General features: G+C 74.0%; 14 protein-coding genes and 1 riboswitch. Of the genes, 9 read left to right on the plus strand and 5 right to left on the minus strand.

The features are described 5' to 3' along the window. Nucleotides 1-310 precede the first annotated feature (310 nt). Both IF47_RS0117155 and IF47_RS0117160 read left to right on the plus strand, forming a co-directional pair. On the plus strand, nt 311-1,294 hold the full coding sequence (locus IF47_RS0117155; RefSeq protein WP_031509683.1) for a glycosyltransferase family 2 protein: 984 nt from the start codon (nt 311-313) through the stop codon (nt 1,292-1,294). Between the two features lies 1 nt (nt 1,295). Beyond that, nucleotides 1,296-2,795, plus strand: coding sequence for an alpha-2,8-polysialyltransferase family protein (locus IF47_RS0117160; protein WP_245641143.1), 1,500 nt, complete (start codon nt 1,296-1,298; stop codon nt 2,793-2,795). A gap of 121 nt (nt 2,796-2,916) precedes the next feature. Here the strand turns inward: IF47_RS0117160 and IF47_RS0117165 are convergent, their stop codons facing one another. Continuing rightward, nucleotides 2,917-4,077, minus strand: a complete 1,161-nt coding sequence (locus tag IF47_RS0117165; RefSeq protein ID WP_342667273.1) for an acyltransferase — start codon at nt 4,075-4,077, stop codon at nt 2,917-2,919. Nucleotides 4,078-4,383: 306 nt separating this feature from the next. Here IF47_RS0117165 and IF47_RS0117170 point away from each other — a divergent pair, with 306 nt between their 5' ends. The 3 genes from IF47_RS0117170 to IF47_RS0117180 all read left to right on the plus strand — a co-directional run bounded on the left by IF47_RS0117170 (nt 4,384) and on the right by IF47_RS0117180 (nt 6,582). After that, nucleotides 4,384-5,034, plus strand: coding sequence for a SurA N-terminal domain-containing protein (locus tag IF47_RS0117170; protein ID WP_031509686.1), 651 nt, complete (start codon nt 4,384-4,386; stop codon nt 5,032-5,034). Between the two features lie 138 nt (nt 5,035-5,172). Then, nucleotides 5,173-6,159, plus strand: a complete 987-nt coding sequence (locus tag IF47_RS0117175) for a nucleoside triphosphate pyrophosphohydrolase (RefSeq protein ID WP_031509687.1) — start codon at nt 5,173-5,175, stop codon at nt 6,157-6,159. Nucleotides 6,160-6,213: 54 nt separating this feature from the next. Further along, entirely contained in the window at nt 6,214-6,582 is a 369-nt protein-coding gene (locus IF47_RS0117180) for a DUF6479 family protein (RefSeq protein ID WP_031509688.1), read from the plus strand. A 191-nt stretch (nt 6,583-6,773) separates the two neighbouring features. Here IF47_RS0117180 and IF47_RS0117185 read toward each other — a convergent pair whose 3' ends face one another. From IF47_RS0117185 to IF47_RS0117195, 3 genes are all read right to left on the minus strand, one after another. Beyond that, a complete protein-coding gene (locus IF47_RS0117185) occupies nt 6,774-7,799 on the minus strand; it encodes an isopenicillin N synthase family dioxygenase (protein ID WP_031509689.1) in 1,026 nt (341 codons plus the stop codon). Nucleotides 7,800-7,936: 137 nt separating this feature from the next. After that, complete coding sequence (locus IF47_RS32145; RefSeq protein WP_425423608.1) at nt 7,937-8,023, minus strand: putative leader peptide; 87 nt, start codon at nt 8,021-8,023, stop codon at nt 7,937-7,939. Between the two features lie 82 nt (nt 8,024-8,105). Beyond that, on the minus strand, nt 8,106-8,657 hold the full coding sequence (locus IF47_RS0117195; protein ID WP_245641144.1) for a VanZ family protein: 552 nt from the start codon (nt 8,655-8,657) through the stop codon (nt 8,106-8,108). A gap of 276 nt (nt 8,658-8,933) precedes the next feature. Between IF47_RS0117195 and IF47_RS28815 the strand changes: the two genes are divergently transcribed. Together IF47_RS28815 and IF47_RS0117205 are read left to right on the plus strand one after the other, a co-directional pair. Then, the gene (locus IF47_RS28815) at nt 8,934-10,856 is read left to right on the plus strand and encodes a M48 family metallopeptidase (protein WP_051717810.1); all 1,923 of its coding nucleotides are present in this window, start codon (nt 8,934-8,936) and stop codon (nt 10,854-10,856) included. A gap of 33 nt (nt 10,857-10,889) precedes the next feature. Continuing rightward, a complete protein-coding gene (locus IF47_RS0117205) occupies nt 10,890-12,380 on the plus strand; it encodes an MFS transporter (protein ID WP_078591919.1) in 1,491 nt (496 codons plus the stop codon). Nucleotides 12,381-12,431: 51 nt separating this feature from the next. Here the strand turns inward: IF47_RS0117205 and IF47_RS0117210 are convergent, their stop codons facing one another. Then, on the minus strand, nt 12,432-12,884 hold the full coding sequence (locus IF47_RS0117210) for a DUF4190 domain-containing protein (RefSeq protein WP_157839994.1): 453 nt from the start codon (nt 12,882-12,884) through the stop codon (nt 12,432-12,434). Nucleotides 12,885-13,103: 219 nt separating this feature from the next. On the opposite strand from IF47_RS0117210, the gene IF47_RS0117215 reads away from it, so the two are divergent. Further along, entirely contained in the window at nt 13,104-14,354 is a 1,251-nt protein-coding gene (locus IF47_RS0117215; protein ID WP_031509694.1) for a cytochrome P450 family protein, read from the plus strand. 215 nt (nt 14,355-14,569) lie between these two features. Then, nucleotides 14,570-15,493 carry a transglycosylase family protein gene (locus tag IF47_RS31935; protein WP_281179474.1) on the plus strand — a complete coding sequence of 308 codons (924 nt, stop codon included), beginning with the start codon at nt 14,570-14,572 and terminating at the stop codon, nt 15,491-15,493. A gap of 225 nt (nt 15,494-15,718) precedes the next feature. Continuing rightward, nucleotides 15,719-15,895, plus strand: a riboswitch (cyclic di-AMP (ydaO/yuaA leader). Nucleotides 15,896-15,897 lie beyond the last annotated feature (2 nt).

The following is a 15,897-nucleotide window of genomic DNA, read 5'->3' on the forward strand; positions in this document are numbered from 1 at the left end:
CTGGCCACCGCCATCTGGCACAACTGGACCACCGGCGCCCCGGTCAAGCGATCCCTGATCGCCTATGACCACTGAAGACATCGGACTCATTCATCTAGCCGGACACCCGGACGCACCGGGCCTCGGACGCCGTCGAGGGGCGCGCCCGAGCGGGCGGGCGACGTCGACGACCGTACGCCCAGAGTTCACCCGACCGTCCCCTGATGGGCATCCGGTGCGAACGGGGCGTGGCTAGCGTCCACCTGCAGGCCGGGGGTGTGGTCAGTCGGCGCCCGGCCGTGCCGTCCTGTCCGCAGCGTCTGGAAACCACGTGCCGAAGCTCTCAGTCATCGTCCCCTTCCACAACGTTCAGGACTACGCGCAGGACACCCTGCGCAGCCTCGCGAACAACGCGCGCCCGGGGACGGAGTTCATCCTGGTCGACGACTGCTCGACGGACGCCACCTCGGAGATCCTCGACCACGCGGTGCGCGAACTGCCGCGTGCCAGACTGCTGCGCCACGAGGAGAACCGGGGCATCGCCCAGGCCCGCAACACCGGCATCGAGGCCGCCGAGGGCGACTACGTCACCTTCCTCGACGGCGACGACTGGTACGCGCCCGGCCACCTGGACGATCTGGTCCGTTCCATCGAGGAGTTGGGCTGCGACTTCGTCCGCACCGACCACGTGCAGTCCACGGGCCGCGAACGCGTCGTCAAAAGAGCCCCGGCCCGCGCCCGGGACGAGGTGCTCGACCCGCGGGACGCCATCGCGCCGCCCGAGATGGAGACGATGGTGGACTACCCCTTCGTCTGGGCCGGGATCTACCGGCGCGGCCTGTTCGACACCGACGGCGGCGGCCCCGGCCTGCGGTTCGCCACGCACCTGCGCACCGCCGAGGACCGCGTGTTCACCTGGCAACTCCACCTGCGGGCGAAGAGCTTCGCCACCGTCGGCCTGCTGGGCGTCTTCTACCGGCGCGGGGTGACCACCTCCCTCACCCAGATCCGCGACGTCCGGCAGTTGGACTTCATCCCGGCCCACGACCTGATCCTGGCCGAGGTCACCGCCGACCGGGAGGCCGAGCGCTTCCTGCCCAAGATCGTGCGGACCTACTGCGCCATGATCGCCTTCCACGCGGCCGGGGCGCAGCGCTACGAGCCCTCCGCCGCACGCCGGTTGAAACACGAGTCGGCCGCGGCGCTGCGGCGGATGCCGCGTGACGTGCTGGAGAGGACCCTGACCTCCATGGACCACGAGCGCGCCAGGACGCTGCGGCGGCTGCTGGGCGGCGCGGCACGGAAGGCGGCCTGACATGGCGGAGACGACGTCCTCTTTCGACACCCCTTTCGGCACCATCTTCGGCACCTCCTTCGACCGTTCTTTCCGCACCGAGGCCGGCGCCGGGGCGCGCCCCCGCGTCCAGCTCTTCGAGGTCTCCACCCTCTACGGCGCCGCGACCCTGGCCGCGGCCCTGGACGCGGGCCTGTTCGGGCCTCGACACCGGGCCCTGCGCGTGCTGCTGGTCTCCAACAACGCCGAGGTGCCCGAGACCGCCTCCCGGCTGGACGGGATGGCCGGCTGGCATCGGCTCGCCGCCCGCTTCGACCGGGTGGTGGACTGGAACGACACCATCCGCCCGCACCACCCCGGCACCTGGACGCCGGCCGGCAACGACGCCCCGCTGTGGGAGCGGATGTTCCGCGCGAGCTGGGACCTGGGCGACGGGCCGATCGACCTCGCCGTGGAGTCCGTCCACGTCAGCCCGGCCCGGGCACTGGCCACGATCTTCGCCGACGCCTCCGTGCACGTGTACGCCGACGGTCTGATGAGCTACGGACCGACCCGCGAGAAGCTGCCGCAGAGCATCGCCTGCCGCATCCGGCGCCTGCTCCACCTCGACCTCGTGCCCGGACTGACACCGCTGCTGCTCACCGAGTACGGGGTGCCGTCCGAACTGGTGCCGAGCGACACCTTCCGATCCGTCCTGGACGAACTCGACGACGCCGCCGACGACATCGAAGACGCAGCCGCGACCGGTGCGGACGACGCGGACGCCTCCGGCGCACCCACCGCCGTGCTGCTGGGCCAGTACCTGGCGGCGCTGGGCATCCTCACCGTGGACGAGGAGGAGGCCCTCCACGAGCGGATGCTGCGCGGCGCCGCCGCGGCCGGGCACCGCGCGATCCTCTTCAAACCCCACCCCACCGCGCCGGCGCGGTACTCCAAGGTGCTGGACAAGGCCGCCGCGGACACGGGCGTGCGGTTGGAGATCCTCGACCGGCCGATGCTGGCCGAGGCGGTGTTCCGGCGCTACCGTCCCCGCCTGGTGGTGGGCTGCTTCTCCACGGCGATGCTCACCGCCTCCGCCCTGTACGGGGTGCCCATCGCCCGGGTGGGCACCGAGCTGCTGCTGGACCGGCTGGCGCCGTACCAGAACAGCAACCGGATCCCGGTGACCATCGTCGACGCCCTCGTCCCCGACCTGGAGGCCCCCGACGCGGGCGAGGGCGCGCGGGGCGAGGTCGTCACCGACTCCGCGGACGCGGGGCGGCGGATCGAGCCGCTGGTCAGGACGGTCGGGTACTGCATGCAGGCCGACCGCCACCCCGAGCTGCGCGCCGAGGCCGAAGCCTGGCTGACCGCCCACTTCGGCGAGGACACCGCCCGCTACTTCAAGCGGCGCCGACTGACCGCCCTCGGCCTGCCCGGCGGCCTCACCCCCGGCCTGGTGCGCCGCCTGCCCGGCAGCGACACCGCGCTGCGCGCCGCCCGCCGGATGAAGCGGGCCGCCGCCCACGGCCGCAGGCGCTGACGCACGTCCCCGCCGGCGACCGGGCCACACCGGCGCGCCGGCGGCGGGGACGACGTGCGGGGCCGGGACCCGACGGTCCCGGCCCCGAGGCGTTCCCCGAGCCGCTGACCCGGGTACTCGGCTAACCCAGGTACTTGCGGAGCCCCAGCCTCCCCCACAGCAGGCTGGCGCCGAACGACACCGCGACCGTCGCGGCGAGCAGGACCACGAACAGCGGGCCCGCCACGGCCCCGGACAGGTCGGGGGAGACCAGCGGCTCCACGATCGCCGAGATCACCATGACGTGCACCATGTAGGCGCCCAGCGACGCCCCCGCCAGCTTCGACAGCGTCGGACGCCACCGCTCGGGAACCCGCACCCGGGTGACCATGACCAGCAGGCAGCCGGTCATCACGGCGACGAGGAGGTGCGCGTTGGGGATCACGTAGTGGACCTGGGTGTGGTACCAGAGCACCCCGACCATCGTCAGCGCCATCGGCACCGCCCACGGCCACCGCCGCCGGCCCGGCACGCCGGCCGGAAGGGCGAACAGGAACGCGCCGGCCAGCGCGTACATCAACTGGTAGACGCCGAAGCCCCAGCCGAAGCGGGGCAGGTCCCAGTCGGTCCACCTCTCCAGGTCGCCCAGCAGGCTCGGGGCGGCGGCGAGCAGCAGCAGCACGGCCCCCAGCCCCCACGGCCGCTTCCCGGCCCGCAGGAGCACCGCGAAGGCCAGCGCGATGACGAGGGGTATGTAGGCGTACATGAACCACAGGTGGTACGCGGGCCGGACGGAGCCGAAGACGGCGTCCACCGCCAGGCGGGAGACGGGGCCGTCGTTGGTGCCCCACCACCATCCCCAGGCCAGGTAGAGCGCCGACCAGACGAACAGCGGCACCGTGTTCCGCACGACCCGCTGCCACATCCGGCGGCCGTCGCGCGGCGGCGCGCCCACCAGCACCGCCCAGCCCGCGATGGCGAAGTACATCGGCACCGCGAAGGGGTTGAGCGCCTCCACGATGTGCCCGGTCCAGTAGACGCCGGGGCCGTTCGCCTCCTCGCGCTCCACCGCGGCGATGAACACGCCGCCGATGTGCCCGAGCATCACCGAGCAGGAGCAGATCAGCCGCATCAGGTCGATGTCGTGCCGGTGTTCCCGCGGCGGCGGCCCGGCGGAGGCGGCGGCTGCCGGCGGGTCGGGGGACACCCTCGGGGCGCCGATCGTGGACTGCGGGGAATCACTGCTTCCGGGGCCCGGACCAGGGCCGCGCTCCGGAAGCTGCACGGCTGTTTCGTTGGACACGGGCCAACTCTTGGGCACCGGGGTGTACGGAGCGGGAACGACGGGCGAACACTGGTCCGGCCGGGCCGCATCCCCCTCGCCCTTGGCTCGTTGGCCGGAGAGGTGCCGAAACGGCGACCCGAGACGGCGACCCGAGACGGCGGTGCCGAGCCGTGGTCGGACGGCGGCACCGAAACGGTGGTGCCGAAACGGTGGTGGGAGTCACGCCGACTGCCTAGCATCGATCATCGCCGGGACGGCATTGCACACCGGTGTTCCCCCGCACCGTCCGTACCAACCGTTCCACAGCCGCTATCAGGAGGCTCAATGTTCCGCCGCAGGACCTCGCTCTCCCTCTCCGCCGCGGCAGCGGCGCTCGTCGTGGCCCCGCTGCTGACCGCGTGCGGCAGTGACGCCCACGCCGGGGCGGCGGCCGTCGTCGACGGCGAACGGATCACCGTGTCGCAGGTCCAGGAGAAGGTGCGGGCCGTGCGGGAGGCGCAGCGCGAGACCGGCCAGGGCGCCCAACTGATCAGGAACACCGAGCAGCTCACCCGCGGCACCCTCCACGGGATGGTCTTCGGACGGGTGCTGGAGAAGGCCGCCGAGGACGCCGGGGTGAAGGTGACCCGCCGGGACGTCCAACTGGCCCGCGAGGACGCCGAGCGTCAACTGGGCGGTGCCGAGCAGCTCGAGGCGATGATGCTCCAGCAGCGGGCCGCCGCCCCGGACGAGGTCGACGACATGGTCCGCGTCCAGCTCCTGCTCCAGAAGCTGGGCGAGCGGCTGGGCGCCGACCAGCGGACCCCCCAGGGCCAGGAGAAGTTGAGGACGGCGCTGGAGGAGGCGTCCAGGGACATGGACGTGACCGTCAACCCGCGCTACGGCACCTGGGACGACGAGCAGATCACCCTGGCCGACCTGAAGCAGCCGTGGATCAAGGAGATCAGCAACCCGGAGCCGCTGCGAGCCGCCTGACGGCCCGCCGCGCCCCGACCGGTCGCGGGTCCCGCCCGGCCGCCCGTCCCCGCCGGCGCCCCCTCGTTCACCGTGGGGTGCCCTGGCGTCACACAGGGCACGCGGCGGCCGGGCGGGCGGATCGGTTACGTTCGGAGCGTGAACGCTTCCCCTGCCGCACCGGCCCCCGCCACCGGCCGCGTCGTCCTGCTCACCACCAGCCACCGCGTCGCCCCCGGACTGCTGTCCTGGCCCGCCTGGCAGGCGCTGCGCACCGCCGACCGCGTCCTGTGCGCGGACCCCGACCACCCGCAGCTCCCGTACGTCCGCGAGGCGGGCGTCACGGTGGAGATCGCCCGGCCCACGGCCCGTGAGCTGGTGGACGTCTGCGCGGACGGCGGTCTCACGGTGGCGGTCGTCGCCGGGGCCGAGGGCGAGCCGGAGCTGACCGACGGGCTCGCCCGGCTGGCCGGCTCGGGCCGCGAGGCGATGCCGGAGCTGGAACTGCTCCCCGGCTCCTACGACCTGCCCGGCGCCCGCCTGCTGGACCTGGTGCGGGTCATGGACCGCATCCGTCGCGAGTGCCCGTGGAGCGAGTCGCGCACCCATCAGGAGCTGGCCAAGTACGGCCTGGAGGAGGCGTACGAGCTGATCGAGGCCATCGAGGACGGCGACCGCGAGACCCTCCGCGAGGAGCTGGGCGACGTGCTGCTCCAGGTGGTCTTCCACGCCCGGATCGCCCAGGACGACCCCGACGAGCCGTTCACGATCGACGACGTGGCGGGCGGGATCGTCGAGAAGCTGATCCACCGCCACCCCCACGTCTTCGGCGAGGAGACCGCCGAGACGCCCGAGGAGGTCAAGGCCCACTGGCTGCGCACCAAGGCGATCGAGAAGCGGCGCACGTCCGTGACCGAGGGCGTGCCGATGGGGCAGCCCGCCCTGGCCCTGGCCGCGAAGCTGGCCGGCCGGGCGCGCACGGCGGGCATCGACGCCCTGCCCGCGGGCGAGGGCGTCGGCTACGAACTGCTGGCCCTGGCCGCGCGCGCCGAGGCCGAGGGCACCGACCCGGAGACGGCCCTGCGGGCGGCGGCCCGCGCCTACCGGGACGCCATCCTGGCGGCGGAGGCCGGCGGGGCGGGGTGACCGGCCCCGCGGGGCCGGGCGAGTGACTCGACCGGCAGGGGGTACCCGCTGGGCATGAACGGCACATACGCATACGTAGCGGACCACACACCCCTGGCCGCTTCCGATCTGTTGATCGGTCTCGGCCCGTTCCTGGCCGGAATCGTGGTCGCGGCCGTGCTCATCCTGGCCGTGCTGTTCGGGCTGCGCCTGCTGAACCGAGGCGACGAGGGCATCTCCACACCCAACCCTCGCCCCGAGCGCCCCCGCGGCTATGAGGAGGGCGTCCGCGACGACGAATCACTCCCCGTCGACGGCCGACGCCGGTACCCACACGAACTCCAGGAACACGAGGACACCCATCCCGTCGGCCCCGACGACCGGCGCAGGTGGAGTCCGGGCAGTAGCGGAGGCTTCGGCTCCGGCGGCCCCGGCCGCACCTGAGCGTCCCCGGAGGATCCGGGGGCGGTCGAACCGCCCTCGGTGACCCTCACGACGATCCTCGGACGCGGCGCGCTCCCATGCCTCGGGCGGCGGCCCGGCCGGACCCGTCTCGACGGGCCCGGCCGGGCCGCGCTCGTCGCGTTCGGCGCGCGGCCCGCCCCCGGACCCCCGCGGCGGGTCCGGGCCGGTGGTCAGTCGCCGTGGGCGGCGACGAGATCGGCGTGGTGGCGCCGGGCGACCTCGGGGTGGGCCCTGAGCCACCCCTTGAGCTCGTTGCGGCCGTACTCGGCGAACAGCGGGTTGGTCGGGTCCTCGGTGGCGCCCGGGGCCCGGTCGGCGTACGCGAAGGGCACCGGCTCGATGCGCGCGTCCAGTCGCGGGTTGTAGAAGAACGGCACCGAGAACCGCTCGCGGCTGCCGGGCGGGCTGACGACGCGGTGGTCGGTGGCCTTCAGGTAGCCGTCGGTGGCCACCTCCAGCAGTTCGCCCAGGTTGACCACGAACGCCCCGGGCAGCGGGGGCACGTCCAGGAACGTCCCGTCCGGCCGCCGCACCTGGAGGCCGCCCACGTCGTCCTGGAGCAGCAGGGTGAGGAAGCCGTAGTCCTTGTGGGCGCCGACCCCCTGGTCGCCCCCGTCGGGCGCGCGGCCGGGGTAGCGGACCAGCTTCAGGTGCAGGTGCGGCCGTTCGGCGAAGGCGTCGGCGTAGAAGTCCGGCGGCGCGCCGATGGACGCCAGCAGCTCGCGCAGCAGCCGTCCGGCCACCCCGCTCAGGGTGTCGATCCACTCCAGCGCGATGGTGCGCAGCTCCGGCAGGGCGGCGGGCCACTGGTTGGGGCCCTCCAGCCACCAGTAGGGCGGCTCGTCGGGGCCGGGTGTGCGCGCCGGGCGTTCGGCGCCTATGTCGAGCTGGTCGCGCCAGTCGCGGCTGCCTCCGGTGCGCTCGTCGCCGATGCGGGTGTAGCCGCGGAAGTGCGGCGAGTTGAGGTTGCCGATGGCGAGCCGGTCGGCTTCGGGGAGGGCGAAGAACCGGCGGACCGCGGTCATCAGGGCCTCGGTCCGGGACGCGTCGACACCGTGGCCGACGAGGTGGAAGAAGCCGACCTCGTGCGCGGCGGTGTGCAGGTCCCGGTGGAGACGGGACCGCTCCTCCTCTCCTCTGTCCGCGGCGGACAGGTCGATCACCGGCAGGTCGTGCGCAAGGGAATGTCCGGGCATGGTTGCATCCGATGGTCGGGAGCACGGCGGTCCCCGCTGGGAGACGCGCCGCGTCGGTGGGACGGGAGTTCCGCGACGCCGGTCGCGGAGGGGAAGGACGCCGGGCCGGCGTGAGCCGAGCGGTGCGCGGCGGAGTGTCAGGCCGGAGTGCGACAGATGGCACTGGCCACGCGGAGCAGGTCCACGTGGCGGCGGCTGACGAGCATGACCATGGCACCGAGCATAGGAGACCGGGGCTCGGGTCGGGGAGGGGGCGTCACCGCTCTCCTGCGCGTCCGTCGGAAAGCCGCGGGCCGGGGTGGGGCGTCAGGCCGTCCCGGCCCGGCGGCGCTGCCACCGGCGGCGGGGCGGATGGACGGCCCGGCCCAGCCGGCGGCCGAGCAGCAGATAACCCAGGAGCGCGCCGGTGGTGTTGAGGATGACGTCGTCGATGTCGAACGCCCGGCCCGGGACGACGACCCCCTGCGTCAGCTCCACCGCGATCATCGCCACCGCGGTCAGCGCGACCACCCGCAACAGCCCGCGGGCGCGGGGCCAGGCCACCGGCAGCAGCACGCCGAAGGGCACGCCCAGCGCGATGTTCCCGCCGAGCTGTTTGACAGTGTCGCGGAACGCCGGCTGGTCGAGGTAGGCGCGGATGGAGTCCCCGGGACGCAGGTTGACGTGGGTCAGGGACTCCGAGGCGTACGAGGGGGTCAGCGTCAGCCTGGCGAGGACCACGGCGAACAGCACCGTCGCCGCCAGGGCCACCACCATCGCCAGCGCCCGCACCACGGGGGAGCGGGGCGGCCCGGTCTCCTCCCGCGGCGTCGCGTCCGCGGCGGTGTCCGCGTCTCTCGGCGGGAGACGGCGCCTCATGCGATCCACCCCCGGGTCGTGGTCGTCGACGGTATGGCGTGAGTCCGTGGCGTGATGCCGGGTACTCTCGGTGAGGGGTCGTATGCGCGGTGGCGCGTCGAACGCCCGGTTCCGATCCGTCCCTCGCACCGAACCCGCGCCCCGCGCCCCACGGTCCCGCGTCGAGGCGATCTGGGCGGACCGGCGGCCGGGCCGGCGGCGGGCCGGAGGGGGAGCGGGGATGAGCGACGCCGAGGGAGCCCGGACGCCCGGCGCGGACCGGGGGGAGACGCGGACATGAGGGCGTCGCCGGAGGCGGCGCTGCGGACGGCGCTCGCCCTCGTGCTGCTGGCGGGGTTCCACACGCTGTCGTGGGCGCTGGTCCTGCTCTACTGCGCCTACACGGCCCTGATGGCGTGGGTGGTGCTGGTCGACGGGACACGACTGACCTCGCCGACGCCGCTCTACGTCGCCGTCTTCGGACTCCCGGCCGTCGCGGCGGTCCTGCGCGGCCTGTTCGCCGGCGGTCGCCCGCCGGCCGCCGGACGGGACACGCCGGCGGTCGACCGGGAGCGGGCGCCGGAGCTGTGGCGGACGGTCGCCGACCTGGCCCGCGCGGTGGGCGCGCCCGAACCGACCGAGATCCGGCTGACGTTGGAGGCCAACGCGTCCGTCAGCGAGGAGACCCGCCACGGCTTCGGGGTCCTCGCCCGCCGCATGGAGATCGGCGTCCCGCTGCTGGCGGGACTGCGCGCGGACGAGCTGCGGGCGGTGCTCTGCCACGAACTGGGCCACTACGCGCGGCGGCACACCCGGTTCGCGGCGATCGCCCACCGGGGCTCGTCCGCCCTGCACCGGACGCGGGCGGACATCGCCGAGGCGTCGGCGGGCAACCCCCTGGTGGCGATGTACTCGGGGCTGCAGTTCCGGCTGCTGGGAGCGTACGCCTGGCTGTACGACGCCATCACGTTCGGCGTGCGGCGGCGCCAGGAGTTCCAGGCGGACGCCGCCGCCGCGGCCGTGGCGGGGCGCGAGGCGACGGTGTCCGCCCTGACCGCCGTCCACGCCGTCGCCGCGGCCTGGGCCGACTTCCGCGCCCGCCTGCTGGAGCCCATGGCCGGGCGCGGCAGGACGCCCGACGACCCGCTGTGGCCCTTCGCCCTGATGCTGGCCGACCCCGAGTACGCCGAGACGCTGGAGCGGTGGCGGCACCGGCCGGAGCCGCCCCGCTCGCGCCTGGACTCCCACCCCTCGCTCGACCGCCGCCTCGCCGCCCTCGACCGCCGCCCCGCGGCCGGGCCGGCGGCGGACCCCCGCCCCGGGTGGACCCTGCTGGGCGAGGACGCCCGGCTCCCCGAGGGCGTGTGGGAGTCCCTGCTGCGTCCGCTCCTCCCGCCCGGTGTCGCGCGCGGCACCGGGCAGCCGTGGGAGGAGTGGCTGGACGACGCCGCCGAGGCGCGGGTCGTCCGGGCCGTCGAAGAGCTGCGCCACCCCCTCGCCCTCCTCGGAGGACCGGCGGAACCCACGCTCGACGCCCTCCTGGACCTGCTCGCCGACGAGCGGGGCGCGGAACTGGCCGGAGCGCTGCACGACACGGGGTGGGGATCGGACCTGTGGGGCGGCCCGGGAACCCCGGTGCGGGCGCTCACCACCCTGGTCGGCCAGGGGCTGGTCGTCGCGGGTCGGGCGGGGTGGGCCGCGCGCTGGACGGGCCCGGCCGCGCTGATCGTGTACGACGCCGAGGCCCGGGAGACGATGGAGCTGGCCCGTCGGGCGGTGGCCGACCCCGACGCCGTCTCCCGGCTCCGCGCCCGGCTCGTCCTGTGCGGCGTCAACACCGCGGCCCCGCTGGACCGCACCGGCCCGCCGGCTCCGGGCCCGGCCCGTTCGTCGCCGCCCCCGACGCCCCCCGCTCCCCGGCGCCCGGTCTGGCCCCTGGTCGCCCTGGGGGCGATCATGGCGGTCTTCGTGTGGAGCGCCCTCGGCGCCGACGAACCGGAGCGGCCCCTTCCCGGCATCCCCGTCCCGACCGGCACCCCGCGCGTGTCGGACACCTTTCGCCTGCCGGAGCCCGCGTACCCGACGGACGTCTCGTACCCGCCGAACCTTCCGCCTCCCGGCGTGACGTGCGAGCCCGGCGAGGTGGCCTTCGGCCCGGCGTGCCTGCCGCTCGACGGCCTCCGCTCCCCGTTCGACGCCGACCCTCCCCCGCGCGGGTGAGGCGCGCGGGGACGCCTTCCTAGCATGGACGGCATGGTCGAACGCCCGGCGGACGCCGACATCCACGAGACGGAGCGGGAAGAGCGGGGAAAGCAGGGGAAGCGGGAGGGACGGGAGAAGCGACCGGGAAGCCGGGCCGGGACGCTGTGGGTGGTGGTCCTCGCCGCCTGCGCGGGCCAGTTCCTCGTCGTCCTCGACGTCTCCGTGGTCAACGTCGCGCTGCCCTCCATCCGCGCCGAGCTGCGCATGGACCAGACCGGGCTGCAGTGGGTCGTCAACACCTACAGCCTGACCTTCGCCGGGTTCATGCTGCTCGGCGGACGGGCCGGCGACCTCTTCGGACGCAAACGCGTCTTCCTCTTCGGACTCGGCCTGTTCACCGCCGCGAGCCTCGCGGGCGGCCTCGCCCTGGAACCCTGGCAACTGCTGGCCGCACGGGCCGTCCAAGGCGTGGGGGCCGCCGTCCTCGCCCCCTCCACCCTGACCCTGCTCACCACCTCCGTCCCCGAGGGACCGGCCCGGGCGCGGGCCATCGGCACCTGGACGGCGGTGGGCGCCGGAGGCGGCGCGGCGGGCGGCTTCGTCGGCGGAGTGCTCACCGACACGCTGTCCTGGCGCTGGGTGCTGCTGGTCAACGTGCCCGTCGGGGTGCTCGTCCTCGCCGCGGCGGCGTTCGTGCTGAGGGAGGACCGCGCCGGCGAGAGGGGGAGCCTCGACGTGCCCGGCGCGGTGCTGGTCACCGGTGGGCTCGGCGCGGTGGCGTACGGGATCGTGCAGACGGAGGCCGCCGGCGGGCTGGACGTCGCCACCCTCCTGCCCCTGCTGGGCGGGCTCGCGCTGCTCGGGGCGTTCGTCGCGGTCGAGGCCCGGACCAGGGTTCCGCTGATGCCGCTGCGCCTGTTCCGGCTCCCGTCGGTGTCGGCCGCGAACCTCGCGATGTTCGTCTGCGGCGCCGCCCTGGTGTCCTCCTGGTACTTCATGTCCCTGCACATGCAGAACGTGCTGCGGTTCACCCCCCTCCAGGCGGGCCTGGGCTTCCTGCCGCACTCCCTGGCCGTCGTCACCGGCTCCAAGCTCGCCCCCCGGCTGATGCACTGGGCGGGGGCCAAGAGCACCGCGCTGACGGGCGTGACGCTGTCCGCCTGCGGGTTCCTCTGGTACGGCCTCGTCCTGGACGTCGACGGCGGCTACGCGGGCACGGTCCTGGGGCCCGGGGTCGTCACGATGCTCGGCACCGGCCTGCTGGCCACCCCGCTCGCCTCCCTGGCCACCACCGGAGCCCCGTACCGGGACGCGGGCGTGGTCTCGGCGATGGTGAACACCTCCCGCACCATGGGCGGCTCCCTGGGCCTGGCGGTCCTGTCCACCGTCGCCGCCTCCCGCATCACCGGCGACGCCCCGTCCGACCTCGTCCCCGGCTACGCCCTCGCCTTCCGCACCGGCTCGGCCGTGCTGGCGTGCTCGCTGCTGCTGATCCTGTTCACGCTTCCGGGAGAGAGCCGCCGCACGGCACGGGAGGGCTGACCCCGGCGCACGGGGCGGACGGCCGTCCCCCCGCCCCCGTACCCGTGCCGATCACCATCCGTACCGGTCGCGGAGGTCGTCCACGCACCGCTCCTGCTCGGCGGAGGTGCCGGCGTCGCGCATGCAGGCCCGGAAGTCGTCGAACGCGTCGGAGCCGAGGAAGGCCAGGCCGGCGGAGATCAGGGCGACCGAGAGCACCAGCCCGACGAAGCCCGTGATCGCCCCGGTGAGGGCCATCCAGCCGTTGGTCGCCTCGCCCCGCCTGCCGCGGCGGTAACCGACGACGCCGAACACGAGCGCCAGCACCCCCGGCACCACGCCCAGGAGGACGGTCCAGAACATCACCAGGGCGATCAGCCCGAGCACGAAGGCGGCGATGCCCATGCCGTCCCGGGGCCGTTCCTCGGGCGCGGGAGGGGACGCGGGCGGCTCGGGTTCCTGGTGCCCCCAGTCCTGCGAGTAGGGGCCCCAGTCCTGTGGAGGAGGGTAGGAGTGCGAAGGCACCGCGACCTCCTTTCGGAGGGGTTCTCCGGGTCCGTCCCTCCCGCCGTACCCGCCGCTCGGGCAGGCATGCGGGCCGACGCCGCGACGAGGCCCGGACCGGTCGGGAGCGGCGGGACGGACGGGCGTGCGGCCCCGGACACCGACCGCGTTAGCGTCGAGGGCGTGCACGACGAGAAAGCCACCCACGGGACGCCGCCGTCCGCAGGGCCCCTCCCGCCCATGCCCGCAGCGTCTCTCCCACCCATGCCCGCCCTGTTCACCCACGAATTCGCCACCGACCCCTACCCCGCCTACGCCTGGCTGCGCGAGCACGCGCCGGTGCACAGGACCGTGCTGCCCAGCGGGGTGGAGGCGTGGCTGGTGACGCGGTACGCCGACGCGCGCGAGGTGCTGGCCGACCCGCGGCTGAGCAAGAACCCCGCACACCACAGCGAGGCCGCGCACGGCAAGGGGAAGGTGGGCATTCCCGGGGAACGCAGCGCGAACCTGATGACGCACCTGCTCAACATCGACCCGCCCGACCACACCCGGCTGCGGCGACTGGTGTCCAAGGCGTTCACCCCGCGCCGGGTGGCGGCCTTCGAACCGCGCGTGCGGGAGCTGGCCGACCGGCTGATCGACGGCTTCGCGGAGCGCGGGCACGCGGACCTCATCCACGAGTTCGCCTTCCCGCTGCCCATCTACGCCATCTGCGACATGCTCGGCGTCCCCGCCGAGGACCAGGACGACTTCCGCGACTGGGCGGGCATGATGATCCGCCACGGCGGCGGCCCGCGCGGCGGGGTGGGCCGGGCGGTGAAACGGATACGCGCGTACCTGGCCGAACTGATCCACCGCAAGCGCGGCGACCTGGGCGACGACCTGATCTCGGGGCTGATCCGGGCCAGTGACCACGGTGAGCAGTTGACGGAGAACGAGGCCGCGGCGATGGCGTTCATCCTGCTCTTCGCCGGTTTCGAGACCACCGTCAACCTCATCGGCAACGGCACGTACGCGCTGCTGGAACACCCCGACCAACGACGGCTGTTCCAGGACGCGCTGGCGGCGGGGGACACCGGACTGCTGCGGACCGCGGTGGAGGAACTGCTGCGCTACGACGGACCGGTGGAGCTGGCGACCTGGCGGTTCGCCACCGAACCGATGACGATCGGCGGGCAGCGAGTGGAGACCGGCGAACCGGTGCTGGTGGTGCTGGCCGCCGCCGACCGCGACCCTTCGAGGTTCCACGATCCGGACACGTTGGACCTTACACGCAGTGACAACCCGCACCTCGGGTACGGCCATGGCATCCACTACTGCCTGGGCGCGCCGCTGGCCCGGCTGGAGGGGCGGATCGCCCTCGCGGCCCTGTTCGAACGCCTCCCCGACCTGCGGCTCGCGGTGGAACCGTCCGCGCTGCGCCGACGCGGCGGCCTCATCATGCGCGGACTGCGCGACCTGCCGGTGGAGTTCGAACCGGTACGCGGGTGACGCTCGGTCACTTATGTGACCTTCACGTGATCTACGTGACACTGGCTTGTGATGATCGGACCGGGACGCTACCTTCGGCCGACAACTGCTGAACCTTTCTCACTCCCCACGTACGAGAGGCCTCACACATGCTTTCCGGGAACGGTAGACACCGCCGCCCCCGCCAGGCTCCCGCCATCTTCGTCACGGCCGGGATGACCGGTGCGGGGATCGCCATGCCCCTCCTCGGCGCGACGGGCGCCCAGGCGGCCGACCTCGACACCTGGGACCGGGTCGCCCAGTGCGAGAGCGGCGGGCTGTGGAGCGCCGACACCGGCAACGGCTACTACGGAGGCCTCCAACTCACCCAGGAGACCTGGGAGGAGTACGGCGGCACGGCCTACGCGGAGCGTCCCGACCTCGCCAGCCGCAGCCAGCAGATCGCGGTGGCCGAGAAGATCCTGGCCGACCAGGGGCCGGACGCCTGGCCGAGCTGCGGCGTCAACGCCGGGTTGCGCTACGACTCCACGGGCGAGGCGCCGGCCATCGACCCGGACAACATCCTGCCCACCGAGGAGGAGTCGGCCTCCCCCTCCACCGGGCGGAAGGACGGCGGGGACCGAAGCGGTGGGACGGAGGGCTCGGGGAAGCCCGCGGAGCCCGCCGACGGCGCCGAGCGGGACCGGAAGACCCAGAGGTCCCAGGAGTCCCAAGAAGCCGAGAAGACCGAGAAGCCCGAGGGCGGCGCGGCGACGGACGAGCGGGCGGGGAAGGCGCCCGAGGGCGGCGCCGAGGCACGCGAGAAGGCCGCGGACGCCCCGGGAGCGGGCACCGGACGGCACCGCGGCGAGCGCGACCCGCGCGAGCTGGAACTGGAGGCCGCCGAGCGGGCAAAGGGACGGGAGACCGCCGAGGACGGGCGGCCCGAGACCGCGGACGACCGCACGGACCGCTCCGAGGCCCGGGCCGGGCTGAGCGGCGAGGGCCCCCTCACGGTGGGCGGGGGCTACCTGGTGCGGCCCGGCGACTCACTCTCGGCGATCGCCCGGGAGCACGAGCTGAGGGGCGGTTGGACGGAGCTGTACGAGACCAACAAGGAGATCGTGGGCGACGATCCGGACCTCATCCTGCCGGGTCAGGAACTCACCCTCGGCCGATGACCGGGAGGCGCGGAGTGACCCTCCTGGGCTACTGCGGCGTGTCCTTTCTGTCCGGCCTAACGCGCACTGCCTGACCTGCGCGATTCACCCTTCCCGGCGTCAGGAAGGGTGAATGGTCGGTTTCTGGCATGCTTTGAGGTGTATGCCCCGGTGTGCTTACCGTCTTCTCGCTCGCGACCGCGAGTGCCACCGACCGCAGCGCCGAATCCTGCCGGCGGCCGGTGGCTAGTCGTCGCGCCAGCGCCGATGGCAGGAGCGGGGGAACCAGGTAGGCGCCGCCGAGGTCCGCACGGACCGGAGCGGCTCGGGGTGAAGCCGTCAGGGGACGACAGTCCCCGCCCGGCCGGGCTGCTCACTGTCCGAACCCGACAGCTCACCTCGTAGGCGTCGGTGAGAAGGACGTC

It is taken from the genome of Streptomyces megasporus (genome assembly GCF_000718985.1).
Lineage (GTDB): Bacteria > Actinomycetota > Actinomycetes > Streptomycetales > Streptomycetaceae > Streptomyces > Streptomyces megasporus.

What these genes read in the sequence shown, in the direction of transcription:
- IF47_RS0117170 (WP_031509686.1), top strand. Translation starts at nt 4,384, where the DNA reads ATGTTCCGCCGCAGGACCTCGCTCTCCCTCTCCGCCGCGGCAGCGGCG.
- IF47_RS0117205 (WP_078591919.1), top strand. Translation starts at nt 10,890, where the DNA reads ATGGTCGAACGCCCGGCGGACGCCGACATCCACGAGACGGAGCGGGAA.
- IF47_RS28815 (WP_051717810.1), top strand. Translation starts at nt 8,934, where the DNA reads ATGAGGGCGTCGCCGGAGGCGGCGCTGCGGACGGCGCTCGCCCTCGTG.
- IF47_RS0117185 (WP_031509689.1), bottom strand. Translation starts at nt 7,799, where the DNA reads ATGCCCGGACATTCCCTTGCGCACGACCTGCCGGTGATCGACCTGTCC.
- IF47_RS31935 (WP_281179474.1), top strand. Translation starts at nt 14,570, where the DNA reads ATGCCCCTCCTCGGCGCGACGGGCGCCCAGGCGGCCGACCTCGACACC.
- IF47_RS0117180 (WP_031509688.1), top strand. Translation starts at nt 6,214, where the DNA reads ATGAACGGCACATACGCATACGTAGCGGACCACACACCCCTGGCCGCT.
- IF47_RS32145 (WP_425423608.1), bottom strand. Translation starts at nt 8,023, where the DNA reads ATGCTCGGTGCCATGGTCATGCTCGTCAGCCGCCGCCACGTGGACCTG.
- IF47_RS0117160 (WP_245641143.1), top strand. Translation starts at nt 1,296, where the DNA reads ATGGCGGAGACGACGTCCTCTTTCGACACCCCTTTCGGCACCATCTTC.
- IF47_RS0117195 (WP_245641144.1), bottom strand. Translation starts at nt 8,657, where the DNA reads ATGAGGCGCCGTCTCCCGCCGAGAGACGCGGACACCGCCGCGGACGCG.
- IF47_RS0117215 (WP_031509694.1), top strand. Translation starts at nt 13,104, where the DNA reads ATGCCCGCAGCGTCTCTCCCACCCATGCCCGCCCTGTTCACCCACGAA.